We start from the raw sequence: 24,716 nt of genomic DNA, 5'->3' as shown, positions 1-24,716 counted from the left end.
GGATGCCGTAGGGCGACAGGGCACGCAAGATATCCATGACGCCTTCATAGGTCGAGCTGCGCGCCCAGTCCTGCTGCATCTCGAACATGAACTGCAGCGCAGTGATGGGGACGGCTCCCGCCTGCACCATGCGTTGGACCGCGCGCTCGTGCGCTTCCACGCTCGTGTCACCGCACGCGTCGGTGACGATCACCACCTCATAACCCTCGCGCAGCATGTCCAGCGTCGGGAAATTCACGCAGGCGCCCGTCCACAGACCGGCAAGGACAAAACGCTTACGGCCGGTGGCGGCAACCGCTTTCCGGAAATCTTCATTGAGCCAGGAGTTGATGGACGTCCGGTCGATGACTTGCTTCCCGGCGAACACGTCATCCGTGACTTCGGGCATGAATGGACCGGAGAAGCTGTCGCGCGCAACGGTCGTCAAGATGGTGGGAACGTTGAACACCTTCGCCGTCCGGGCGAGAACTTGCACGTTGTCGACGATCGACTTTCGATCGTGGCTCTGCACGCCCTGGAACATGGCAGGCTGAAAATCAATGAGCGCGAGCGCGCAGTTTTCAGGAGAAAGAAGATCCGTGAACGACATGACAGTTTTCCTCGCTTCATTCGTCGGGGTACCGACAATGTGGCAACTTTATGACTGTCAGTTCGCCGCATATTGCATGTTCCGATCATCCGAAATTCGGGCTTCCGGCGCTTTCCTTGCAACCATCGCCTGACTTCGTGCCGTGCCCGGGCGTCGCGCGGGCATCGACAGGGTCAGTTGTCTCAAGAGAAGGGACTCGTCACCCGATATGATCCCTTACCTTCGGCGGCCCGGTAGAACCTTTACAGATGATCCAAGGTCACGCGGTCATTCCTTGGTTCGTGGTCGCACGTGCAACAGTTCAACTGCCGGAGTGTCTAGATGAAAGTCTCGTTGTCCCAGCTACTCAGCTTCAACGGCGGCTATGCCGATACAGCAGGCTACCTCGCCCTGCAGGGCTTGTTCACCGCCCACGTCACCGGCAACTTCGTAACGATAGGCGCGTCTCTCGTCCAGGGCACCTCGGGCGCGGTCGCCAAACTGCTCGCCCTGCCCATGTTCTGCGTCGTCGTCGTACTGACACGGCTTCTCAGTAACGCCCTGCCACAGCCGGCAGCGACCCGATTGAAGGTCCTGCTGTCGATCATGCTCGTATTGCTGGCTGTCGGGGCGGTCCTGGCCGTCACGCTCGGGCCGTTCAAGGATGGCGACAGCTGGAGGGCGATCGTGACGGGAATGACGCTCGTCGCCGCCATGGCCGTGCAGAACGCCGTGCATCGGATTTACATGCCACTCACGCCGCCCAGCACGCTCATGACCGGTAGTTCCACGCAGATCATGATAGACCTCGCCGACCGCTGGCATGGGCAGCCTGCCGATGACATGCAGGTCATCCGGCAGCGGCTCCGCAGGCTTTCTGGCGCCGTCCTTGTCTTTGCCGTCGGATGCGCCGCGGCCGCACTGGCCTTCAAGTTTTTCGGCCTGATGGTATTCGTCGTGCCACCGCTCATCGCGCTCGGTGCGCTCGTTGTCGGCAGCAGCGACGTTCAGCCGGGCGGGGATTCTCACGCCAGCAAGGGTGCGCCGCGGTAGGGTCAGGTCCGGGCGCGCCTTCGTCACGGCGGGCACCTGCGCCGGGATTGCGCCGTGCGACGCCGAGGCCCGCTCCCTTAGAAACGGAAGCGGGCGCTACCCACGATGCTCCGGCGCGGACCGTAGAAGCAGTCGCCGCGCGCAAGGCAGGTCGCGTTGTAAACCTGGTCGGTGAGATTCGCGGCATTCACCGAGAATCGCCACGGACCCTGCGTATAGGCCACCATAGCATCGAAGAGCGTCTTCTCCGGCACCTTCAACGTACCGGTCTCGTCGTGGTTCACGCCGATGTAGCGCGCGCCGATGCCGAAGCTGAAGCCGTCCTCTTGCGCATCGTTCATGTGGTACACGCCCCACACCGATCCCTGGTTCTTTGGCAGGCCGGCGACGATGCTGCCGTCGTCCGGTCGCGCCTTCGTCCAGGTATAGGTACCTATCAGGTCCAGATGGGAACCGATGCGCGTGGACGCCTCGATTTCGACACCGCGTGTCTTCGCCTTGCCTGCCTGGATCTGGTTGAGCGGATTCTGCGGATCCGGGGCGAGGCGGTTCTCCTCGCGCAGGTCGTAGTACGTGGCCGTGATCAGCGTGGGCGAGCCCAGGGGCTGGTATTTCGCGCCAGCTTCGTACTGTTTGCCACGCAGCGGCTCGTACGGGCGGTTGTAGAAGTCCAGGCTGTCCAGCGGCTGGAACGACTCCGTGTAGCTGACATACGGCACGAAACCGCTGTCGAAGCGGTACATGACGCCGAAGCGCGAGGTGGTGGCATTGTCCACCGAGCGGTCGTCGCCCGTGGTCAGCGTGGCGCGGTCGTGGCGCAGTCCCACCGTCGCTATCCAGTGCTCGCCCCAGTTGATCTGGTCCTGCACGTAGAGACCGGTCTGACGGGTATGGCTGGAAGCTATCGGAAAGACGTCCGGCGCCACGAATGCGTCGCCGTAGACCGGCGCGTAGAGATCGAACGGTACATCGTCATAGCCATTGCCCTGGCGGCTGTCCGTGTGGGAATAGCCCACATCGAGACCGACCAGGACGCGATGGCGCGTGGACGCGAAGTCGAAATCCGCCTCGGCGTGCGTATCGGTGACGAAGCGCTTGTGCCGGTCGATCGACACGTAGCTGTAACGCGCCACCGTACGCTGGCTGTCGTCGAGGAACGGATAGGCGGGATTCGAGTAAACGTCCGGATACAGCGTGCGGTAGTCCACGTTATCGTGCGAATAGCGAAGGTTTTGCACGAACTTCCACGTATCGTTGAAGCGATGCTCGAACAGCGACGTGATCGAGCGCTGGTTCGTGTCGTAGCGGTCGAAGCCCGGTTCGCTCACGAAGCGGTGCGTGTCGATGCGGCCGTTGGGATTCGGCAGCAGCGTCCCGGCGTGCGGGAGGAAGTTCAGCGAGGTACCGTTGCGGTCGAACTGCAGGTTGGCCAGCAAGGTCCAGCGCGTGTCGCCGTCCGGCGTCCAGGTGATCGAGGGAGCGATGGCCTTGCGGTCGTCCGGCACGTGGTCGATCTGCGACGCCGAGTCGCGATACACGCCGATGACACGATAGGCCCAGTGACGCGCGGCATCGAGCGGCCCGGTGAAGTCGAACGCCACCTGCTTGCGGGCGGAGTTACCCCACTGGGCTTCCACCTCGTGCGACGCCACAGGCTGCGGGAGCTTGGAGGCCAGCGCGATCAGGCCGCCCGTTGTGCCTTGTCCGTAGAGCACGGATGACGGGCCGCGGACGATCTCGATATGGTCGAGGAAGTACGGTTCGGTGCGTGCGTAGGAGTAGCCGAAGTACTGGCGCAGCCCATCCAGGTATTGCGTGAATGCCGTGCCGCGTATGAAGGCATCGTCACCGCGGCTGTCCACGCCATAGGCGTCCGCGCGCACGCCTGCGGAATAGCGCAGCGCATCCTGCACCGTGAGGACGCGCTGGTCGAGCATCTGCGTGGGCGAGACCACGGAAACCGCCTGCGGCGTTTCCACGATGGGCGTATCGGTCTTCGTGGCACCGGATGCATCGGTACGCGCGTAGCCCTCGTCGAGGCGCTGGCCGCGCACGTCGACCGGCGCCAGCTGCACGGCTTTGTCTCCGGCCGCTACTGGTGCCGCGGCTTCCTGAGCCAGGACGGGAGCCGCGACCGCCGACAGCAGCGCGGCCAGCAAAGGCATGGTTTTCTTGACGATTATCATGGACTTCCCCGTGGGGCATCGCTTCCCGAGGGTCCACGGGTGGCTGAGCCATCAATTGCGAATGAATCTCATTACAATGATGGCTTAAGTGGTGCGACTGCGCAATATCTCGAAGGGTTCTATTTCATGCGCTTCTGAACAATCGCGACGAATGAGTCGATCGTAGAAATCCCCCCGATTTCGCTATCCGGAATCATTATTCCGAACTCCTTTTCCAGTGCTCTTACGATGTCCATCACGCCGATGCTGTCGATATCAGCTTCTGCCAATGTGGTGTTGGGCGGAAGCTCGAAGTCGACGCCCTCGTCGGACAGTACCTGTCTAACTCTATCTTCTATGTTGCTTCCCATGGGAATCCGTCCCTGGCTGTGCTTTGAGGAATTCCAGAATCGCCCTGCCATAGTTAACGTGCTGTCGAAAATCCATTCGCTCCAACTCGGTCCGTAACGCCATTTCGGCATGACAGACCCCACCGTCCGGACTCGCGGACAATTTCGAGGGCAAGAAAATCGTCTCGCGAAAAGCGAGAAGTCAGCGCAGATCGAGCAAAGCGCCGATATCCCGCAGCGCCTTGAACCGCCGGATGAGGTTCAAGGGCTTGCGCTTCAGCACACCGAATTCACCGCGCTGGAAGGCTTCCACCGCATCGAGCACGCGTTCGCTGGAATGGCCGTCGCGATAGGGATGGATGTCGTCGCCGTGGGCCCTGATGGCGGCCATCAGTTCGGGCGGATGCGAGAGGGCGCGATCGATGGCGGCATCGACGCCGTCGGGCGAAGGCACGTCGAGCATGAAGGGTTGGGGCACGCGGTTGGCCACCGTCACCACGGGCTTTCCCATCACCGCGAACTCGTGCACGACAGACGAGGTATCGCAGACGAGCACGTCCGCGGCGCGCTCCATCTCGATGAGGCGGTCGGAGGTGAAGAACCGTGCGTTCGGAGCCTCGAGACCGCGGTACGCCGCGAACAATTCCTCGTCGCACTTCGGATGCAGCGTGAGCAGCCACTGACGATCGCCCCGCGCGATCATCGCGCGCAGGGGTTCCAGCATGGCCGGGGCGCTGCTCAGCCGGTGGCTGAAGGTCGATGCGTACATCACTACGGGACGCCCGTCCCGGGACGGCAGATCGGCGGAAGCCGGCGACGGCACGAACAAGGGATCGAGCTTGGGCCAGCCGGTTTCCACGACGGCGAAGTAGCCATTCTCGCGCGCGAGCGCCTGGAAAGGAATCGTCGTGGCCGGGCCCTGCGTCACATACAGGTCGAAGAACCCGCGCACTGCGAAATGCCCGCGATCCGGCTCGCGCTTCTGCGCGTTGAAGCCGTGGAAGACCTGCACCTTGATGCCCGGCAGCGCGGGCGACACCCAGTTCGCCGCGCAGTACACGGCCGCGGGCTGCAAGGCGTGCGCCTCGCGCAGGCTGCGGATGCGGCGCTCGCCGGCGGTGAGCTGGCCCGCCAGCGCCGCCGGGACGATCCAACCCACGTCGATGCCGCGCGCGCGCGCCGCCGCTGCCAATGGGCGCAGGATCGGCAAGCCATACGACTCGGTGGCGAACATCAGGCACGCGGACAAGGGCGGCACTCCGCAGTTAACGACGTGGCATTATGACGGCTCGCTACCCGATACCGCATCCCGATGACCCGACGGCCCATTTCCCTTTGCGTGATTACCCAGAACGAGGCCGATCGCATCCGGGACTGCCTGGCCTCCGCCGCACCCTTCTGCGACGACATGGTCGTCGTGGACGGCGGCTCCACCGACGACACCGTCGCCATTGCCGAGGAAGCCGGGGCGCGCGTGATCGCGCGCGCATTCGATGGCTTCCGCAGCCAGAAGGCATTCGCGGTAGCCCAGGCGAAGAATGACTGGGTGCTCTGCCTGGACGCGGACGAGCGCGTGGGTGCCGATCTGCGCGCGGCCATCGAGAAGGCCTTCGACGCGGGTTTCGCTGGCGCGGGCTACCGCTTCTACCGGCGGAACGATTTCTTCGGCCGCTTCATGCGCCATGGCAACGCCGGGGCCGACAAGGTGCTGCGCCTGTTCGACCGCCGCCAGGGTGGATGGCGGGGACCGCGCGAGATCCACGAATCAGTGAGCGTGGATGGCGAGGTGCGGATGCTCTCCGGTTTCCTCGACCACTACCCGTACCGTTCCCTGTCGGAGCTGATGACCAAGCAGGAACGCTATGCGCACATGATGGCCACCGAGGAGTTCGGCGCAGGCAAGCGCGCCACGCTCACGCAGATCGTGGTGAGCCCGATGTGGCGATTCTTCCGCGGTTACGTGCTGCGTGCGGGTTTCCTCGACGGTTGGCGAGGCATCGTCTATGCGTTGCTGCGGGTGGAGTACGTGCGGCGGAAATACGTGAAGCTATGGCTGCTCCAGCACGGCCAGAAGCCCTGAGCGGATTGTAGGAGCGCGCCTGCGCGCGACATCTTTTCGCGAGGAGCAACAGGCCCTGTTGCCGGCGGCCTCAAAAGATGTCGCGCGCAAGGCGCGCTCCTACTCAGAGGTGGAGCAATCGCGCGGCCATCTCCACGATGTCCCGCGTGATGGCCGTTGCCGAGGCTTCTCGCGCCATCGTTGCCGACTGGCCCGCCCACAGGGGCTGGAAATCCCCGCTGCCCCGGGCTTCCGCCACCTTGCGCAGCGGCGCGAGCGGACCGCCGGCCAGCGGGAACGGGAGGGCGTCATCCGAGAGCGGGCCGAGTTCCCGCATCACCCGGTTCAGCACGCCGCGCGCCGGCCGGCCGGTGAGGACATTGGTGACGGCGGTATTGTCGTCGCGGGCTTCGCGCAGGGCCTGGCGATGGACAGCCACGCTCGTCGCCTCGTCGGCCAGCAGGTAGGCGCTGCCCACCTGCACGGCGGAGGCGCCGAGGCAGAGGGCCGCGGCCATGCCACGGCCGTCGGCGATGGCGCCCGCGGCGATGACCGGCACGTGCAAGGCATCGACGAGTTGCGGCACCAGCGCCATGGTGCCTGGCTGAGTGGCCATGTCGTCGGTGAGGAAATTGCCGCGGTGACCACCCGCCTCATAACCTTGGGCGATCACGGCGTCGCAACCGCGTTCGGCCAGCCAGCGGCCCTCGGCCACGGTGGTGGCCGAGGAGAGCACGACGGCACCGGTCGCCTTCACCCGGGACAGGAGGTAGTCGTCGGGCAGCCCGAAATGGAAGCTCACCACCTCGGGCCGCAACGACTCGACCATGGCGCACATGGGTTCGTCGAACGGCGCCCGGCCACCCGCCGGCGGCAGGTCGCCGGCGTCGATACCGAACTCCTCGAAGTACGGTGCCAGCCGTTCCAGCCAGCGCGCCGAGGCTTCCGCCGTCGGCGGCTCCGGCCGATGGGCGAAGAAATTGAGGTTGATCGGCCCGTCCACCGCGTCCCGAAAGGCCGCGACCTCGGCCGTGGCCTTTTCCACGCTGATGGACGAACAGGGAATAGAACCCAATCCCCCCGCGTTCGCGACGGCGATCGCCAGGGGCGCCAGCCCGGCGCCGGCCATCGGCGCGAGCAACAGGGGTTGTTCGATCGAGAGGAGATCGAGAATGCGGCGGTCGGTCCAGGCGGCCATTGCTCTCACCGGTGGGGATACGGGGGGACAGGCCAAGCATAACGGGGCGATCGTTGGACGGATGTTGGCCACCATCCCGTCCCTGCGGGTCCGCCGTTCATCCCCGGGAGCCCGTTTTTCCTCCCCCGGACGAAGACGCTGCCGCCGTTTCGCCGCAGGATGCCTGCATCGATCCGACGAGGCTCACCCATGGACCGCCGTACCCTCCTGAAGCATGCCCTGGCCCTGCCCCTCCTGCCGCTGGCCCTCAAGCTGGACGCAGCGACGGCGGCGGTCCCTTCGTCTAAGGCGGCCCGGCTTCGCGTGCGTCCGGGGGCGCCCGGGTGGCCGGACAACGCGCAATGGCAGCTGCTGAATCGCCAGGTGGGCGGCCGCTTGTCCGTGCCACGCTCGCCCTTCCTCGGCGACGCCGCCACTCGCGCCGAAGCGATCGCGCAACTGCGCAATCCGTATTACATCGGCGACCAGCCCGCGCTCACCCAGACCAGCGGCTACTTCGGCGCGTGGGACTCCCGTCCCAGCGCCTGGGCCCTCGCCGCGGAAAGCGCCGAGGACGTCGCCGCGGCCGTGAACTTCGCCCGTACCCACGGTGTGAGGCTGGTCGTCAAAGGCGGAGGACACAGCTACCAGGGCACGTCCTGCGCGCCCGACTCGCTGCTGGTCTGGACGCGGCGAATGAACCAGGTGGCGATGGCCGATGCCTTCGTGCCGCGCGGAGCCCCGCCTGGCACGGCTGCGCAGCCCGCCGTGAGCATGGGCGCCGGCGCGATGTGGATCGACGCCTACGATGCCGTGACCACCCGCGGTGGCCGCTACGTGCAGGGCGGTGGCTGCACCACGGTGGGCGTGGCGGGCCTGGTCACCGGCGGCGGCTTCGGCAGTTTCTCCAAGCGCTTCGGTACCGCCGCATCCCACCTGCTCGAAGCCGAGCTCGTCACCGCCGATGGCCAGATCCGGGTGGTCAACGCCTTCCGCGATCCGGAACTGTTCTGGGCCTTGAAGGGTGGCGGCGGCGGTTGCGTGGGCATCGTGACGCGACTCACCCTGCGCACGCACGAGCTGCCGGACATGTTCGGCGCGACGTTCGGCGAGATCCAGGCCGATTCGGACGAGGCGTATCGTGCGCTGGCCGCGGAGGCGCTGCGCTTCTACCGCGACGTGCTGTGCAATCCGCACTGGGGCGAGCAGTTGAGCTTCCGCGGCGAGAGGACCATGAAGGTGTCCATGGTTTTCCAGGGCCTGGACCACGTACAGGCCGAGGCCACGTGGGCACCGTTTGTCGATTGGGTGAAGGCAAGGCCTGCCTACACCTTCCGTAAGCCCCTGAAGGCCCTCTCGATGCCGGCGCGGCATTTCTGGGACGCGGATTTCTTCCGCGCCAATGCGCCCGACCTGATCGTGGCCGACACCCGCGAAGGAGCGCCGCGCGACCACATGCTGTGGAAGGGCGACCAGGGGCAGGTGGGCTGGTACCTGCACGGCTCCGCCTCCGCGTGGCTCCCGTCACGCCTGCTTCGCGATGATGGGCGCGAGGCGCTGGCGGCCGCGATCTGCGACGCCGCCGGACACATGGACGTGGAACTGCACTTCAACAAGGGTCTGTTCGGCGCGCCGCCGGAGGCGATCGCGGCGGGCCGGGACACGGCGACGAATCCCGCGGTACTCGACAGCTTTGCCCTGGCCATCATCGGCAATGCGGGCGATGCCGCTTACGAAGGCCTTGGCACCCATGTCGATACCGACTTGGCACGGCGAGGTGCGGAAAGGGTCAGGGCTTCCTATGAGCGGCTCACCAAGGTCGCACCCGGCGCAGGCGCCTATGTGTCCGAGAGCGATTACTTCCAGCGCGACTGGCAACAGGCGTTCTGGGGCTCGAACTACGCTCGCCTCGCCGCTGCCAAGCGCCGCTTCGACCCCGACGGGTTGTTCGTCGTGCACCATGGCGTAGGCAGCGAGCACTGGAGCGCCGATGGCTTCACGCGACTTGCCTGACATTGCGGCTCACCACCGTTCCCTGCCAGTCTTCCGTTCCCGATGAGCCTTCCAATCCCGGTCAGGTTTCGACGGGCGGCAGTCTGTCGATGAACTTGTCCAGGGTAATCGGGTAATCGCGGACGCGCACGCCCGTGGCGTTGTACACGGCGTTCGCGATCGCCGCGGCGACGCCGCAGATGCCCAGCTCGCCCACGCCCTTGGCCTTCAACGGCGACGACATCGGGTCGGTCTCGTCGAGGAACACCACCTCCTGGTGCGGGATGTCCGCATGCACGGGCACCTCGTATCCAGCCAGGTCGTGGTTCACGAAATAGCCCAGGCGCTTGTCCACCACCAGTTCTTCCATCAATGCCGCGCCCGCGCCCATGGTCATCGCGCCGATCACCTGGCTGCGCGCCGTCTTCGGATTGAGGATGCGCCCTGCGGCGCAGACGGCCAGCATGCGATCGATGCGGATCTCGCCCGTGGCCGCATCCACGCGCACCTCCACGAAGTGGGCGCCGAAGGTGGACTGCTGGTGGGTCTTCGCAAGATCGCCGTATTCCATGCCATCCTCGGCCACGATGTCGCCGTCCGCCGCGGCGCGTTCCAGCGGCACGCGCTTTCCATCCGCGACGACCTGACCGCCATCGAACGTCGCCTTGGCCGGATCGACACCGAGTTTCTGCGCAATCGCATCGCGCAGTTTGGCGCAGGCGGCATAGACACCCGCCGCCGAACTGTTACCGCCCCACTGGCCGCCCGAACCGGCCGACACGGGGAACGCGGAATCGCCGAGGCGCACGTCGACGCGATCCAGCGGCAGGCCGAGCATCTCCGCCGCGGTCTGGCCGATGATCGTGTAGCTTCCAGTGCCGATGTCGGTCATGTCGGTTTCGACGATCAGCCTTCCGCTGCGCTCCAGGCGTACGCGCGCCGCCGACTTCATGACCAGGTTGTTGCGGAACGCCGAGGCTACGCCCATGCCTTTCAGCCAGCGTCCTTCGCGGGCGGTTCCCGGGCGCGACGAGCGCTTGTTCCACCCGAACCGCTTCGCGCCGGTGCGCATGCACTCCACGAAACGGCGCTGCGAGAAGGGCCGCTTCGGGTCTTCCGGGTCCACCTGCGTATCGTTGAGGATGCGGAATTCGACGGGATCGATGCCCGCCTTCTCGGCGATCTCGTCGATCGCGATCTCGAGGGCCATCATGCCGGGCGCTTCGCCGGGCGCACGCATGGCGTTGCCCTCCGCAAGATCGAGCACGGCCAGGCGCATCGCGGTCATGCGGTTCGCCCCGGCATAGAGAAGACGCGTCTGCGACACGGCCGTCTCCGGATCGCCACCGGCGAGGTCGCCCGACCAGCTTTCATGTGCGATGGCATCGATCTTTCCGTCCTTCGACGTGCCGATGCGGATGCGCTGGATGGTGGCCGGCCGGTGCGTCGTGTTGTTGAACATCAGGGGCCGTTGCAGGGCGACCGCCACGGGACGGCCTGCGGCACGGGCCCCCAGCGCCGCCATGATCGCGTCGGAACGCACGAACAGCTTGCCGCCGAAGCCGCCGCCGATGTACGGCGACACCAGGCGCACGTTCTCCTTCGGAATCCCGAGGGTGATGGCGACGTCGCCGCGGCTCCAGTCGACCATCTGGTTCGCCGTCCACAGCGTGAGCTTGTCGCCCTCCCAGGCAGCGATGGTGGCATGCGGCTCCATCATGGCGTGCGACTGGTCGGGCGTCGTATAGGTCGCGTCCAGCTTCACGGCCGCATTGGCGAAAGCCGCATCGAAGTTACCCACCGCGGTATCTGGCTTGCCGCCTTTCGGCTTCTGCGCCGCGTCCTTCGACCCGGCCAGGTCGAAGTTGCCCTTCGTGCGCGCATAGTCGACGCGCACGAGTTGTGCGGCGGCCCGTGCCTGCTCGAAGGTCTCCGCCACCACCACGGCCACCGCCTGGTGGTAGTGCTCGATGTCCGGGCCGCCCAGAAGATGGGCCGTGTTGAACTTGCCCTTCCCCAGCTTGCCGGCATTCTGCGCCGTCACGATGGCGATGACGCCAGGCGCGCGCTTCGCCCGCGAGGTGTCGATGGAAACGATGCGGCCCTTCGAAATGGACGAACCGACGATGTAGCCGTACGCATGGTTCGGCGCCACGTCGTGGCGCTCGTACGCGTAATGCGCGGTGCCGGTGGTTTTCAGCGGGCCGTCGATGCGGTCGACGGGCTTGCCGACGACCTTCAGCCGGTCGATGGGATTGGTGGTGGCAGGCGTATCGAATTTCATGCCTTCCGCTCCTTCGCTTCGGCCAGCGTGCCGGCGAGGGTTCGCTCGACAAGCACGATCTTGAAAGCGTTGCCTTCGGTCGTTTTGGCGCCGGCGAGCAGTCGTTTGCTCACGGCCTTGGCGCCCTTGGGCAGTTCGGCGTCAGCCGCGTCCACGCGCCATGGTTTGTGCGCGACGCCGCCGAGCGCCACGCGGCCGCTACCGTCCGGTTGCACGATGAGGGCCACCGAGACCAGGGCGAAGGCATACGAGGATCGGTCGCGCACCTTGTGGTAAAGCTGCGCTCCACCCACCGGCTTCGGCAGGGTCACGGCGGTGATCAGCTCGCCTTTCGTCAGCACGTGTTCGATGTGTGGCGTGTTACCCGGCAGCGTGTGGAATTCCGCGATCGGGATGCGCCGCGTGCTGCCATCGGGCTTTACCGTTTCCACCGTGGCGTCCAGGGCGCGCATGGCCACGGCCATGTCGCTGGGATGCACGGCGATGCATGACTTGCTGACACCGACGATCGCGTGCTGGCGGCTGAAACCGCCGATCGCCGCGCAACCGCTGCCGGGCAGGCGCTTGTTGCACGGCTGATTGGTGTCGTAAAAATACGGGCAGCGGGTACGCTGCAGCAGGTTGCCGGCCGTCGTCGCCTTGTTGCGCAGCTGGCCGGAAGCGCCGGCGAGCATCGCGCGCGAAAGCAGGGGATAGTCCCGGCGGATGCGCGCGTCGGCGGCGAGGTCGGTGTTGCGGACCAGCGCGCCGATGCGCAGGCCGCCATCGTCGGTGGACTCGATCTTGTCCAGGTCCAGTCCGTTGACGTCGATCAGGTGCGCCGGCTGCTCGATCTCGAGCTTCATGAGGTCGAGAAGGTTGGTCCCGCCGGCGATGAACCTCGCGTTGGGCACGCGGGCGGCGGCGGCGGCGGCTGCCTTCGGCGACTCGGCACGTTCGTAGGTGAAGGGCTTCATGCTGCGCCTCCCGCCACTTCCGTAATCGCGTCGTGGATGTTCGAGTAGGCGCCGCAACGGCAGATGTTGCCGCTCATCCGTTCGCGGACTTCCATGCGGCTGAACTGCGCCTTCGCGGTCAGGTCGCCAGTGACGTGGCTCGGAATGTCGTTCCTGATCTCGTCGAGCACCGCCACGGCCGAACAGATCTGGCCGGGCGTGCAGTAGCCGCACTGGTAGCCGTCATGCTTCACGAAGGCCGCCTGCATCGGGTGCAGCTTGTCGGGCGTGCCCAGGCCTTCGATCGTCGTCACCTTCGCGCCGGGGTGCATCACCGCCAGGGTGAGGCAGCTGTTGATCCGGCGGCCGTCGACGATCACGGTGCAGGCACCGCACTGGCCGTGGTCACAGCCTTTCTTCGTGCCGGTGAGGTGAAGATGCTCGCGCAGCGCATCGAGCAGCGTCGTGCGCGTGTCGACATCAAGTTCCTGCGCCTTGCCGTTGACCTCGAAGGCCACCTTCGCGGTCACGGGCCGGGTGCCAGCATCGTTCCTGACCTGGGCGGCCACGAAGCCCGGCACGGCAAGGGCCGACACGGATACCGCGCCCATCTTCAGGACATCGCGGCGGGTGAATTTCCAATCGTCCGACGGTTCCATGATAGGGGTCCTCAGCGCTGTTGGGGAGTTAGCCTGGACAGGCGGGCAGAAGCCCTTTGAGGGTAGACCATCGCCGTTGAGGCCGCCACCGCGGCGCGAAGATCCCGTGACGATGGCGCGAGATTCTCTCGACCGCTAGGGGGCCTTGATCTCGCCGCCGTCCATGCGCAGCGCTGAACCCGTCATCCACCGGGCTGCGGGAGACACCACGAAGGCCATCAGTTCCGCAATATCTTCCGGCGCGCCATAGCGCGTGATGCCGGCTTCCTCCGGAAACTTCTCCGTAGCTTCTTCCACCGTCATGCCATGCAGAGGCGCCCAGTGTTCCAGGTAGGAACGGCGGCGGCCCGTCATCACTGCGCCCGGCGAGACGCTGTTAACCTGCACGCCGTCCACGATACCGCGATCGGAGAGCGCCTTCGCCAGCGCGACGACCGCAGCATTGATCGTGGCCACGGCAGCATAGGCCGCCTTCGGCGCGTTCGCCGAATTGCCCGCTATGAACACCACGGAACCCCTGGCATCCATCAGGGCCGGCCACGCTTCCACGGTCAGCCGGCGTGCACCGTGCAGCTTGAGCGCCATACCCGCGTCCCACTGCGCGTCGGTCATCTCGAGGATGTCGATCTGCGGTACGGCGCCCGCGATGTTGACCAGGGTGTCGATCCGGCCGAACGTGGCCAGCGTCTTCGCGACCACCTCGTTCGCCGACGCCGGGACCGAGAGATCGACGTCCACCACCATCGGTTCAGCACCGGCCTCCCTCACGCTTCGCGCGGTCTCTTCGAGCTTCGCCCGATTGCGTGCCACGAGGACCACAGCCTCATGGTCCCTGGCAAGACGGATGGCGGTGGCCTGGCCGATGCCTTGGCTGGCACCGGTAACGATGGCGACTCTGCTGGACATGACTGGAATCCTGACCGGTGGTTTTAACGCGAGAGGAAGTCGCGGATAACCCCGGCGATCTCGCTCGCATGGGTTTCGAGGGCGAAGTGGCCGGTGTCAAAGAAGTGCACTTCGGCATCCGGGATGTCGCGCTTGAAGGCTTCCGCACCCGGAGGCAGGAAGAAGGGATCGTTCTTGCCCCAGACAGCGAGGAAGCGTGGCTTGTGCTGGCGGAAGTACGCCTGGAAGGCGGGATACATCGCCACGTTGCTTTTATAGTCGCCGAACAGGTCCAGCTGGATCTCATCGGCGCCCGGCCGGGCAAGGTAGTAGTTGTCGAGGGCGATGCCATCGGGGCTCACCTTCGATTCGTCGGCTCCATGGATGTACTGCCAACGCGTGGTCTCGGGCTTGAGCATGTCGCGGAGCACCTCGCGGTTCTCCGGCGACGGGTTCTGCCAATAGGCCCTGATCGGATTCCAACCCTCGCTCAGGCCTTCCTCGTAGGCATTGCCATTCTGCGAAATGATGGCCGCGATGCGCTCGGGATGACGGGCGGCGAGGCGGAAGCCGGTCGGCGCGCCGTAATCGAAGACGTAGACGGCGAACCTGTCGAAACCGACGACTTCGGTGAATCGGTCTATCACGTCGGCCACGTGATCGAACGTGTACGTGAAGCTGTCCCGAGACGGCATGTCGGACAGGCCGAAGCCGGGAAGATCGGGCGCGACGATATGGAAGCGGTCGGCGAGCAGCGGGATCAGGTCGCGGAACATGTGGCTGGACGATGGAAAGCCGTGCAGCAGGAGCAGCTTCGGCGCATGCACCGGACCGGCCTCGCGATAGAACACGTTGAAGCCGTCGACGTCGGCGCTACGGTAAGTGATGGCGGTCATGATCAGGTTCTCCTCGATACCTGGTGAGGTTCAGTTCGAATGGGTGGAGTCCAGGAGGTCGTCCGGGATCTCAGGTCGCAGGTACATCGCCAGGGCGCTGAAGATCAGCACGAGTCCCAGCCACGGCACGAATAGGGCGACCAGCGCCGCCGCCGCGAACATCAGCAGGGTGCCCAGCGAGCGCTTCCGCGCCATGCGCCGCGAGCGCGGGGATATCTGCGTATCGTCGGCCTGGGCGAAGACTTCCTTCTCGAAAATGCGGTAGATGAAATCCACGCAGAAGAAGATGGCCGCATAGACCGTCACCGGTGCCGAGGCCGCGCGTGCGTTGGCGATCCACGACGTCGCGAACGGCACCAGCGATATCGCGAACAAATGGGCGAAATTCACCCAGATAAGGCGGTCCGTCACATGCGTCACCAGCCGAAGCAAGTGGTGGTGGTTTGCCCAGATGATCGCGATGAACAGGAAGCTCACGAGGTAAGCCAGGGCCGTCGGCCAGATCCGGAAGAGCTCGGCGAACGTGTTGCCTTCGGGCGCCTTCAGTTCGAGCACCATGATGGTGATGATCACGGCGATGACCGCGTCGGAGAATGCGCCGACCCGATCGGCGCTGACCCTGCGTGGGGTTGTCATGGCGCGACTCCCGATTCCGGCCCGCATTACATGCTCAGCCCGCCACGCCATGCATGGCTTGAAGGATCACATCCACCACCGCGTCGGGTGCCGTGACACTGGGTGTGTGATCGACGGGATGAGCGACGACCGTCGCTTTCATGCGTTCCGCCATGAAGCGCTGCGTGGCTTCCACGATCATGCGGTCCTGCCCGGCGACGAGGTACCAGCTGGGCACGTCCTTCCAGAGCGGGCGGGCAACGGGAACGGTGATGCAGGCCGGAGAAATGGGACGCTGCACGGCGGCCAGCACGGCCTGTTCGTCGCGGGAGGCATTGGGCGCGAACGCATGCCCGAAGGCGCTCTGCGGCAGCCAGATGAGGCCATGGGCATCCGGCGAGAGGTGCGGCGCCTGGGGATGCGGTTCGCCGCGATAGAACACGTCGGCGACGGTTTCTCCTTCGTCGGGCGCCAGGGCCGCGACGTAAACGAGTCCCTTCACGTCCGGACTGCGAACCGAACCGACCACCGCGCCGGCATAGGCATGGCCGACCAGGAGTACGGGGCCCTCCACGCGCTCCACGGTCCGTTCGAGCGCCGCCACATCTTCAGACAGGCTGATCAACGGGAGGGGGGGCGTAACCGCCTTGATGCCTCGCTGCATCAGCCTTTGGATGACCTTGGACCAACTGGAGCCGTCGGCCCATGCGCCGGGCGCGAGGATGACGGTCAGATCGGTTGCTTTCATGGATCCTCTCCGGGCAGCTTCATGGATGGACAGTCGGAACTTGGCGATCACCTCCTGACCTTCATATCCGAGGTAACCATCTTAATGTTGATAAGGAGGTTATGAGCATCAATGTAACTTGTCAAGATGCTTCTAGACGGTTACTTTTCCGCCACCATATCGAGGTGCCCATGTCCCAGCCCCAGCCTGCACTCCTCATCGCCGACGCCCCCGGTCTCGACTTTCTGAATTCGGTCGCGACCCCAGTGGACGTCGCGGTCGACTGGATCGATGACGGCGATGGCCTGCTCGCGTGGCTTGAGCAGACAGGCATGGTTCCCGTGGACGTGCTGGCCGAGGTGCGCCAGCGCGCCATGCCCGGCGAACTCGATCGGCTCGCCGACCAGGCGCGCAGCTTGCGCGAGTGGTTCCGGGCCTTCGTGCGCGAGAAGAAGGGCCGCGCGCTGGAAGCGGCTGACCTGAAGGAACTGGAACGCCTGAACCTGCTGCTCGCGCGCGACGAGGGTTACACGCAGGTAGTGGCCGATAACGACGCAGGCGGTCTAAGGTTCGTGCGCACACGCCGCTGGAGTTCGCCGGAGTCGTTGTTGCAGCCGATCGGCGAGGCGATGGCGAGACTCGTCGCCGAAGAGGACTTCACGCACATAAAGGCCTGCGAAGGCCCGACATGCACCCTGCTCTTCGCCGACCACACGCGCGGCCACGTGCGCCGCTGGTGCAGCATGGCCGCCTGCGGCAACCGGGCGAAGCAAACCGCCCATCGTCAGAGAACCCGGCTCGCCACCTGATCGCTCGCCTGCATGCCGAACATGCATAGCACCGCTCCGAATCGGTGCAGCGCGGAAAGGCGATAACGACTACGCTCGCTCCCTGATTCGAAGGCATGCCTCGCTTCGAGCCGTGCGCAGGGGCACTCCAAGACATGAAGAGCGCGGCCGTCGGCCACGCTCGGGTATCCGGCTGCCCTGTGGCCGGCACCATGGGAGATGCATCATGTTCAGTCGCGCTGCTGTCCTGTCGTATGTCGCCGCGAGCATCGCCGCGGTCTTAGCGTCACCCGCATCGGCCGCCGTGGGCGACGTGCCTTTCAGTCCCCATGCGTATGCCATCCGAGGCTCGTTCTCCTGCAATGGCGGTCCTGCTACATCCCTCGGAAACGTCGATGAGGCGTCGGTCGCCACGTCGGGAGACAGCGTCATGGATGCCCATGGCCAGACGCTTTACGCCTGTCCCGGGTTACTCCACCCAAGCGGCATTCAGATCTACAGCATCGGTGACGTCCATGACGAGGCCATCGCGACGTACACGACAGTCGCCGACTCGGCTGAGGCCATCAGCAACTCGAAGCTGGTCAGCCTTCTTGGCGGCCTGGTCACTTACTCCTCGAAGCTTGAAGACGATACGTGTAACGAAACGGATGCCATTGAATGCACCGGAAACACATCCATAGAAGGGCTCACGTTCGCTGGGCAGCCCATTACTGGAACGTTCAACGAGCCCACCGTTTTCACCACCGCGGGCGCCTATATACCCGCGCCCAGCTGCGGCGCCCTTGGTGTGGCTCTTTTCACTGGTAACTTGACTCTCAATGACGCCGTGAACTCATCCGGCGACCACGCCGTCAGTTTCGTCCCGATTGCATTGAAGGGCAGGTTAGCGTGCTTGGGGACGGGCTTGGCCATGGTTGATGTGGATATCAAGGATGTAACCAGCGTCGAATACGGCCTGATTTCCGCTGGCATTAGTATCGCGATCATTAGCGCAGTCACCTCCACGGCCGGAAAGCTGCCCTAATTAACGTCTCAAAAGGCTTGCGCGGCGGGTTCCAGTCCGACCACTCCAACGCGCTAAAACGTCGCAGTGCTTGGTTTGTGGGAGGCGCGCTCGTTGCCGGAGATGCATTGCGCAATTCCGATTGAGCGCATTTCGATCTGGCGCAAAAGATTACGCTCGTTTCCATCCGAGCATGGGACTTCGATTTGAGCCGGTAACAACGACCGGCGGGAGGAGGTGGGTCATGCATAAACAGAACCGGTCGCCAATGCGACGTGTTTTTGCTTTCTCTGTTGCCTTGGTTCTTGCTTTTCTCGGCGCAGGGTTTTCCTCATTGGCGTTTGCTCAGATCACGAGGACAGATGTGCCTACGGGGAGAATATTTTTGCGTTGTGGGTTAACGCCTGTTGGTACGATTCCGGAGCTTGGCGAAGTCGGCGTGGCAACAGCATTCACCCCTGGAGAGCAGACGAAGGTTAATCCCAGACTGCAGGCATCCGAATGCGGAGGGCTTTTGGGCCCCCTTTTTGGAGGTATCGAGATTTACAACTTCGGAGGCTCGACTAACCAAGCTATCGCGAGCGTCACGGAAGGCCAGGGTTTTGCCGAGTCGACCAACGTGAGCCTGCTCGGAGGAATCGTCAGGTACGATACCCTGGACCAGGTCGGCGAGTGCCATGACTACGGTACTGACGCGCGGGGTTGCAGCAGCGATACGACGGTAACCGGACTGTACTTTGCCGGGGAACGTATTGAAGTCCCCGTAGTAGCTACCTTTCAAAGCTTCCACAAGGATTCCATCGATATAGCTTTGGGCGATGGGCCATGTGGCTTTCTCACTGCGGGTACGTTCACCGGCAGTCTGACACTCAATCGGATCGCGTTCGACGGGAATCTCGCCACGGGGGCCGGTAAGATGAGACTGATACCGCTCACCCTTTTCGGTATCCTGACTTGTGCGGGACATCCGCCGGTTACGGTTCGTATCGAAAATGGAGTGGAGGTAACAGGCTCGACGGTCGGGCTCGGTCCCGTCGATAGCACTATGAAAGTGCAATAACCCGTCGCCGACGCTCTTGCACAAGCGCTCCTACCCGAAGGGCAGGAGCGCTTCGTGGATCATTGGTCGACGCGCACTTCCACGCGACGGTTCGGTGCAAGGCATGCGACCAACGCTTCGCGCGCACCGTCCGGACAATCCTTCACCGGATCCTTCTCGCCCAGCCCTTCGGCAAGTATCTTCGTACGCGGCACACCGTCGGCCACCAGGGCATCCATGACCGTGCGTGCCCGGCGTTCGGACAACGGCTGGTTATACGCATGAGTGCCGAGGCGATCGGTATAGCCTGTGACGCGGATGCTCTGGATCTGGTCCATGTGGGCTCGCAGCTTCGCGCCCAGGCCGGTGACCGCCGCCTTGCCTTCCGGAGTCAGTTCGGCCTTGTCGAAGGCGAACAGCGCATCGGCCGATAATGTAATCCGATCGGGCATCTGCTCGGCGACCGCGGGCGCGGCCGGCGGTTTCGGCTCGTCCAGGAACTTCGCGCAGGCTTCGGGCTTCCAGTAGAAGCTTTGTGCCCGCTTGTCGTCGTCGAACAGCACCTTGTACTGGCATACCGTCACCTCGTCGGTACCCGGCGTGCGGAAATTGAACACGTAGTTCCACTCGTGCACGCCCCACACGCCTTCGCTGAAGTGCGGGTAGCCGATGAGGTCGGAGACCTGCTGCTTCTCGAGGCCGGGTTTCATCTGGCGCAGGTTGGCAAGGTTCGGGAAGGTGCCGCCCTTGTGCATCGGCGTCACTTCGCTGAGTGCCGGCCACAGGAGTGTGCCTGCGGAGCGGCCGTCCTTCGCGATGTCGCGGCTGTAGCTTCCGCAACCGGCCAGCGTCACGACGAGCGAAGCCAGGGCGAGGGTCTTGAGCGATGCGCGCATGGGATAGTTTCCTTTGATGGCTTTCATGGGTTCGCTCCTCACCACACCACGGCCGCGCCGACGCCCGCACCCGCGTCGCCGCGGGAGTTCGTCGTGGCGTTGAGTTTGAACACGTAGCGTCCGCTCTCGGTGATGGTGGACATGCCGACGGCGATGCCGGTTTCACCGTGGTAGCTGCCGAGCGAGACGGCTGCCGCATTCTGGTTCGGCTGGTACGCCTGCGGCAGACTGGCCATCGCCATCGCCGAAGCGATGCCCGCATTGGCGCGATTGCCGATGCGGTTGAGGTCGCGGTCCACGGTCTGGAAGCGCTGGTCGACGTAATCCTTCGACCAGTTCTTCGCGCTTTCGATGGCCTGGTCCAGCTGGCCGACGTTCACCGCGTCGGTGGGATTCACACCGGCCGCCACATTGGTGACGGTACGCTCATGCCCGGCCGAGCCCACCGACACGGTGTTGTTGCCGTTGGCCACGGAGCCCGCACCGATTGCGACGCTGTTGTCGCCGCTGGCGGTCGAGCCGGCACCGACGGCGGTGCTGCTGTCGCCCGTGGCCGACGAGCCTGCGCCTGCGGCGGTGGAGTTGTTCCCACCCGTCGTGGCGGTGGAGGTGTTGTCGGGGCTGGTCTGGAAGGTGTTGTTGATCGTGGTGCCGCCGCCCGCCGGCAGGTTGTTGACCGTGTTGCTGAGGTTGGTCAGCTGCGAGTACAGGGCGTCGATCGACGCATTGGTGGCGAACAGCTGGGAGCCGTTGATCGCGTCCGTGCTGAGTGCGCTGATGCGTCCGGCGGCGAGGTTGGTGATGGTGCGCTCGGCACCCGCGGCGCCCACGCTCACCGTGGAGCCCGGCGTGGTGCCGGCGAAGGCGTAGGTGGTGCCGGCGAGCGTGGCGCTGGCCGTACCCACCGCCGCATCCGTCTTCGAGCCGGAGCCCAGGGCGACGCTGCCGACGTAGTCGGCTTCGGAACCCGCGCCCAGCGCCATGCCCTGGATCGCGTTCGCCGTGGCGCCGGTGCCCAGGGCCACGCCATCGGCGAGGTTCACCGTGGTGTTCTGGCCCACCGCGATGCCACCCGGCGCCGTCTGCTGCACGATCGCGTGGTTGCCCATGCCGATGCCGTTGTCGCCGTTCACCGTGGTCTGCGGACCGACGGCCACCGATTCCGCGCCGATGGCCGCCGAATCGCTGGCGGTGGAATTGGCATGGAAGTATTTGATCGGCGTCACCGAGAAGGAGCTCATCGCCCCCTTCAACTGGCGCAGCGTCACCGCGTCCTGGTCTTCCGTGCCGTCGGCCACGTTGGTGACCTGGCGGAAGTCGACCGCGTTGCCGACCGAGACCGCGCCGACCAGGGCGCGGTCGGTGGTGTTGTACGGAATGGTGTTGGTGCCCACCGTGATCGTGCCCGAGGCCGGTGCGATCGCGCGGTCGGACACCGAGCCGGAACCGAGCGCCACGCCACCCGCGATCGACACGCCGGTGCCTTGGCCCAATGCCGTGGCGTTGTCCGCGGTCGCGGTCGAGCCCACGCCCGAGGCGATCGAGTTAAGGCCGCTGGCGCCGTCGTTGGCGAAGTTGCCGCCGGTGACGCCGTTGTCGTTGACGCTGTAGTAATGCGTCGCGGTGTTGATCACCGTGGTGTTGAGCGATTCGATGGCCTGGTTCGTGGCGAACAGCTGCGAGCCGTTGACCGCGTCCGTGCTGCCACCGTCGACGCGGCCGGCGGCCACGTTGGTGACGGTCCGCTCCGCACCCGGCGCACCGACGCTCACCGTGCTGGTGGGCGTGCCTCCGGCATAGGTATAGGTCGTACCGGCGATGGTGGTCCCACCGGTCTGCACCACCGGGGCCGTCGTCGAGCCCGCACCCAGTGCCACGTCGCCTACGTTGGCGCCGGCCGTGGCGCCGTTGCCGATCGATACCGCGTTCTCGGTATTGGCGGTGGAGACCGGACCGATGGCCACGCTGTTCAACCCGTTGGGCAGGGAATCGGCGAGGTTGGAGTTGGCGTGGAAGTACTTGATGCCGCCGGTGTTGACCTGGTCGAACACCTGCTGCAGCGAGTTGTAGGTGTTGCCACCGTAGGTGATGCTGGTGTTCACCGTGCCCGTCACCGGGTCGTAGGTGGTGCCGCCGCCGTAGCTATTGGCGATGGAGTCGCCCAGGGTCGTCACGACGTTGCCGAGGTTGGTGACGCTGGTGCCCACCGTGCCGATGGCCTGGTTGGTGGCGAACAGCTGAGAACCGTTGATGGCGTCCGTGCTGCTACCGCTGATCCGCCCGGCCGCCACGTTGGTGATCGTGCGCTCCGCGCCGGGCGCGCCGACGCTCACCGTCGAACCCGGCGTCGTACCGGCGAAGGTGTAGGCGGTGCCGTTGATGGTCGTACCGGTGGTGGCCACCCTATCGGCCGTGACCGAACCCGAACCCAGCGCCACGCTGCCGACGAAGTCGGCCGTCGAGCCCGCACCCAGGGCCATGGACTGGATGGCGCCGGACGAGGCGTTGGTGCCTAGCGCGACGCCGTCGGCCAGTGCCACGGCGGTGTTCTGGCCGATGGCGATGCCGCCTGGCGCCGTCTGCTGCACGATCGCCCCATTACCCATGCCGATGCCGTTGTCGCCATTCACCGTGGTCAGCGGACCGATGGCCACCGATTCGGCACCGACCGCGGCCGAATCGCTGGCGATGGAGTTGGCGTGGAAGTACTTGATCGGCGTCACCGAGAAGGAGCTCATCGCCCCCTTCAACTGGCGCAGCGTCACCGCGTCCTGGTCTTCCGTGCCGTCCGCCACATTCGTGACCTGGCGGTAGTTGTTGGCATCGCCCAGCGAGACACTGCCGAGCAGGGTCTTGTCGGTGGTGTTGTACGGGATGGTGTTGGTCCCCACGGTGATCGTGCCCGACGTCGGCGCAATGGCCCGATCGGCCACCGCGCCGGCGCCGAGCGCCACGCTGCCCACGATCGACGCGCTCGTGCCCTGGCCGAGTGACGTCGCATTGTCCGCGGTCGCCGTGGCCCCCACGCCGGCGGCCAGCGCATTGATGCCGGTTGCACCGTCGTTGGCGTAGTTGGCGCCCTGCGTGCCGTTGTCGTTGACGCTGAAATAATGCACGGCTGCGGTAGCGACGTCGCCGTTGATCTGGTTGAAAATCTGCTGCAGCGAGCCGTACGTATTGCCACCGTAGGTGATGCTGGTGTTGATGTTGCCGGTGCTCGGATCGTACGTCGTACCGCCGCCGATCGTCGTGGCGATCGTGTTGCCGAGGTTCGTCACCGTGTTGCCGAGGTTGGTGACGCTCGTGTTCAACCCGTTGACGGCCTGGTTGGTGGCAAACAACTGCGACCCGTTGATGGCGTCTGTCGACGATCCGTCGATCCGGCCCGCAGCGACATTCTGGACCTGCCTTTCCGCGCCTGCGGCTCCCACGGAGAAGGCACTGCTGGGCGTCGCGCCGGCGAAAACATAGGGCGTGCCGCCAATCGTCGTGCCGGCCACAGGCGTCGTCGCGGATGTAGTGCTACCCGAGCCAATGGCGACGTCACCCGCTTTGGTCGCAGCGGTGGCGCCATCGCCGATGGCGACATTGCCTGCCATGCCGGCGGCGCCGGCAGTGGAGCCGTTGCCCAGGGCGACACTGCCTTGGCCGATGGCCTTGTTGGCGTTACCGATCGCCACCGCGCCATTCGCCATGTTCGTGGCTGTAGCACTAGCCGTGCCGTCGCTGTTGGCGATGTTGTTCGCACCGCCGGTGAAGGCGCCGGTACCGCTGGCGTAGCTCGGATCGCCGATGGCCACGGCACCATTGCCAAAAGCGCTGTTCCCCGAGCCTATGGCCACGGCTTTGCCGCCACCCGCATGGGAAGCTGCCCCAATCGCAACGGCTTCCGCCGCATCGGCCGTCGCCGTCGTGCCCATGGCGATCGAACTCGCGCCGGAAGCGGTACTCGAATTACCGAATGCGATTGCACTGACTTGGGTGGCTTTCGACGACCAGCCGCCCGCCAATGACGTGTTACCCGACGCCGTACTGCTCACACCCAGCGCGGTCGAGTTGCCCCCGGTGGCCTGTGCGAACGTGCCGAGCGCCGACGCGCCAGCGCCAACAGCGTTGGATTGAACACCTAGCGCTACCGTGTTGATGTTCGTGGAAATAGCGCCACCGCCGAGTGCGACGGAGCCGCTGCCGAACGCGTGCGCACCGTCACTGACGGCGACGGAATACTGCCCCGTCGCCTGTGCTTGGTTCCCCAGGGCGATGGCGTACAGGGCGCTGGATGTCGTCATGGTGCCGATCGCGATCGCACTTTCTTGCGAAACATTCGCTTGTAGGCCGATGCCGATGGCGCGCACGCCGGACGAACTCACATCGGTGCCGATAGCGATGGCCGACTCGGCTGCTGCTCCCGTACCTGCCGTGCGGGCGCCCAGATAGACCGCATTGAGCGCCGTTGCATAGGCCTGCCAACCCATGGCCGTCGCATGGGTGGCCAAGCTCTGGGAGGACAGCCCCGCTGCCAATGCTGCTTCACCCGTGGCATTGGTAAATCCGCCGATCGCCGTGCCTTGACCGCTATTTACCTGAGCCGAGGTGCCGATCGCGACCGAATTCTGTGCACC

Annotated in this window: 20 protein-coding genes; 6 read left to right on the top strand and 14 right to left on the bottom strand. The window is 65.2% G+C overall.

What is annotated here, in order from left to right:
* On the bottom strand, nt 1-589 hold a 589-nt coding region (locus ACR9ZH_RS06380; RefSeq protein WP_481289921.1), incomplete at its 3' end, for a hydrolase.
* A gap of 321 nt (nt 590-910) precedes the next feature.
* On the opposite strand from ACR9ZH_RS06380, the gene ACR9ZH_RS06375 reads away from it, so the two are divergent.
* Nucleotides 911-1,621, top strand: coding sequence for a YoaK family protein (locus ACR9ZH_RS06375; protein ID WP_481289920.1), 711 nt, complete (start codon nt 911-913; stop codon nt 1,619-1,621).
* Between the two features lie 77 nt (nt 1,622-1,698).
* Here the strand turns inward: ACR9ZH_RS06375 and ACR9ZH_RS06370 are convergent, their stop codons facing one another.
* The 3 genes from ACR9ZH_RS06370 to ACR9ZH_RS06360 form a co-directional block, all read right to left on the bottom strand.
* Nucleotides 1,699-3,807 carry a TonB-dependent siderophore receptor gene (locus ACR9ZH_RS06370; protein WP_481289919.1) on the bottom strand — a complete coding sequence of 703 codons (2,109 nt, stop codon included), beginning with the start codon at nt 3,805-3,807 and terminating at the stop codon, nt 1,699-1,701.
* Nucleotides 3,808-3,926: 119 nt separating this feature from the next.
* A complete protein-coding gene (locus ACR9ZH_RS06365) occupies nt 3,927-4,268 on the bottom strand; it encodes an acyl carrier protein (RefSeq protein ID WP_481289918.1) in 342 nt (113 codons plus the stop codon).
* A gap of 70 nt (nt 4,269-4,338) precedes the next feature.
* On the bottom strand, nt 4,339-5,370 hold the full coding sequence (locus ACR9ZH_RS06360) for a CDP-glycerol glycerophosphotransferase family protein (RefSeq protein WP_481289925.1): 1,032 nt from the start codon (nt 5,368-5,370) through the stop codon (nt 4,339-4,341).
* A 78-nt stretch (nt 5,371-5,448) separates the two neighbouring features.
* Between ACR9ZH_RS06360 and ACR9ZH_RS06355 the strand changes: the two genes are divergently transcribed.
* Nucleotides 5,449-6,216 (top strand): glycosyltransferase family 2 protein, encoded by a 768-nt coding sequence (locus tag ACR9ZH_RS06355; RefSeq protein WP_481289917.1) that lies wholly within the window; start codon nt 5,449-5,451, stop codon nt 6,214-6,216.
* Between the two features lie 103 nt (nt 6,217-6,319).
* Here the strand turns inward: ACR9ZH_RS06355 and ACR9ZH_RS06350 are convergent, their stop codons facing one another.
* Nucleotides 6,320-7,393: an NAD(P)H-dependent flavin oxidoreductase gene (locus ACR9ZH_RS06350; protein WP_481289916.1), complete on the bottom strand. Its 1,074-nt coding sequence runs from the start codon at nt 7,391-7,393 to the stop codon at nt 6,320-6,322.
* Between the two features lie 189 nt (nt 7,394-7,582).
* Between ACR9ZH_RS06350 and ACR9ZH_RS06345 the strand changes: the two genes are divergently transcribed.
* On the top strand, nt 7,583-9,385 hold the full coding sequence (locus ACR9ZH_RS06345) for an FAD-binding oxidoreductase (RefSeq protein WP_481289915.1): 1,803 nt from the start codon (nt 7,583-7,585) through the stop codon (nt 9,383-9,385).
* Between the two features lie 61 nt (nt 9,386-9,446).
* Here ACR9ZH_RS06345 and paoC read toward each other — a convergent pair whose 3' ends face one another.
* The 7 genes from paoC to ACR9ZH_RS06310 form a co-directional block, all read right to left on the bottom strand.
* Nucleotides 9,447-11,648: an aldehyde oxidoreductase molybdenum-binding subunit PaoC gene (gene paoC / locus ACR9ZH_RS06340; protein WP_481289914.1), complete on the bottom strand. Its 2,202-nt coding sequence runs from the start codon at nt 11,646-11,648 to the stop codon at nt 9,447-9,449.
* On the bottom strand, nt 11,645-12,604 hold the full coding sequence (locus tag ACR9ZH_RS06335) for an FAD binding domain-containing protein (protein ID WP_481289913.1): 960 nt from the start codon (nt 12,602-12,604) through the stop codon (nt 11,645-11,647). The genes paoC and ACR9ZH_RS06335 overlap by 4 nt, the downstream gene beginning before the upstream one ends.
* Nucleotides 12,601-13,242, bottom strand: coding sequence for an aldehyde dehydrogenase iron-sulfur subunit PaoA (gene paoA, locus ACR9ZH_RS06330; RefSeq protein WP_481289912.1), 642 nt, complete (start codon nt 13,240-13,242; stop codon nt 12,601-12,603). The genes ACR9ZH_RS06335 and paoA overlap by 4 nt, the downstream gene beginning before the upstream one ends.
* Nucleotides 13,243-13,377: 135 nt before the next feature.
* A complete protein-coding gene (locus ACR9ZH_RS06325; protein WP_481289911.1) occupies nt 13,378-14,148 on the bottom strand; it encodes an SDR family oxidoreductase in 771 nt (256 codons plus the stop codon).
* Between the two features lie 23 nt (nt 14,149-14,171).
* Nucleotides 14,172-15,023, bottom strand: coding sequence for an alpha/beta fold hydrolase (locus ACR9ZH_RS06320; RefSeq protein ID WP_481289910.1), 852 nt, complete (start codon nt 15,021-15,023; stop codon nt 14,172-14,174).
* A gap of 30 nt (nt 15,024-15,053) precedes the next feature.
* Complete coding sequence (locus ACR9ZH_RS06315; protein ID WP_481289909.1) at nt 15,054-15,659, bottom strand: TMEM175 family protein; 606 nt, start codon at nt 15,657-15,659, stop codon at nt 15,054-15,056.
* A gap of 34 nt (nt 15,660-15,693) precedes the next feature.
* Nucleotides 15,694-16,386 (bottom strand): alpha/beta fold hydrolase, encoded by a 693-nt coding sequence (locus ACR9ZH_RS06310; protein ID WP_481289908.1) that lies wholly within the window; start codon nt 16,384-16,386, stop codon nt 15,694-15,696.
* A gap of 170 nt (nt 16,387-16,556) precedes the next feature.
* Here ACR9ZH_RS06310 and ACR9ZH_RS06305 point away from each other — a divergent pair, with 170 nt between their 5' ends.
* The 3 genes from ACR9ZH_RS06305 (at nt 16,557) to ACR9ZH_RS06295 (ending at nt 19,219) form a co-directional block, all read left to right on the top strand.
* Complete coding sequence (locus ACR9ZH_RS06305; RefSeq protein WP_481289907.1) at nt 16,557-17,174, top strand: CGNR zinc finger domain-containing protein; 618 nt, start codon at nt 16,557-16,559, stop codon at nt 17,172-17,174.
* 205 nt (nt 17,175-17,379) lie between these two features.
* On the top strand, nt 17,380-18,180 hold the full coding sequence (locus ACR9ZH_RS06300) for a hypothetical protein (protein WP_481289906.1): 801 nt from the start codon (nt 17,380-17,382) through the stop codon (nt 18,178-18,180).
* Nucleotides 18,181-18,403: 223 nt separating this feature from the next.
* A complete protein-coding gene (locus ACR9ZH_RS06295) occupies nt 18,404-19,219 on the top strand; it encodes a hypothetical protein (RefSeq protein ID WP_481289905.1) in 816 nt (271 codons plus the stop codon).
* A 59-nt stretch (nt 19,220-19,278) separates the two neighbouring features.
* On the opposite strand, the gene ACR9ZH_RS06290 is transcribed toward ACR9ZH_RS06295, so the two are convergent.
* Together ACR9ZH_RS06290 and ACR9ZH_RS06285 are read right to left on the bottom strand one after the other, a co-directional pair.
* Nucleotides 19,279-20,121 carry an outer membrane protein assembly factor BamE gene (locus tag ACR9ZH_RS06290; RefSeq protein ID WP_481289904.1) on the bottom strand — a complete coding sequence of 281 codons (843 nt, stop codon included), beginning with the start codon at nt 20,119-20,121 and terminating at the stop codon, nt 19,279-19,281.
* Nucleotides 20,122-20,132: 11 nt separating this feature from the next.
* Nucleotides 20,133-24,569: a YadA-like family protein gene (locus tag ACR9ZH_RS06285; RefSeq protein WP_481289924.1), complete on the bottom strand. Its 4,437-nt coding sequence runs from the start codon at nt 24,567-24,569 to the stop codon at nt 20,133-20,135.
* Nucleotides 24,570-24,716: the final 147 nt, after the last annotated feature.

This window comes from Luteibacter sp. SVR4-7G (assembly GCF_056755555.1).
Note: the sequence above shows the minus strand (reverse complement) of the source record. Positions and strands in the feature narration are given on the sequence as shown.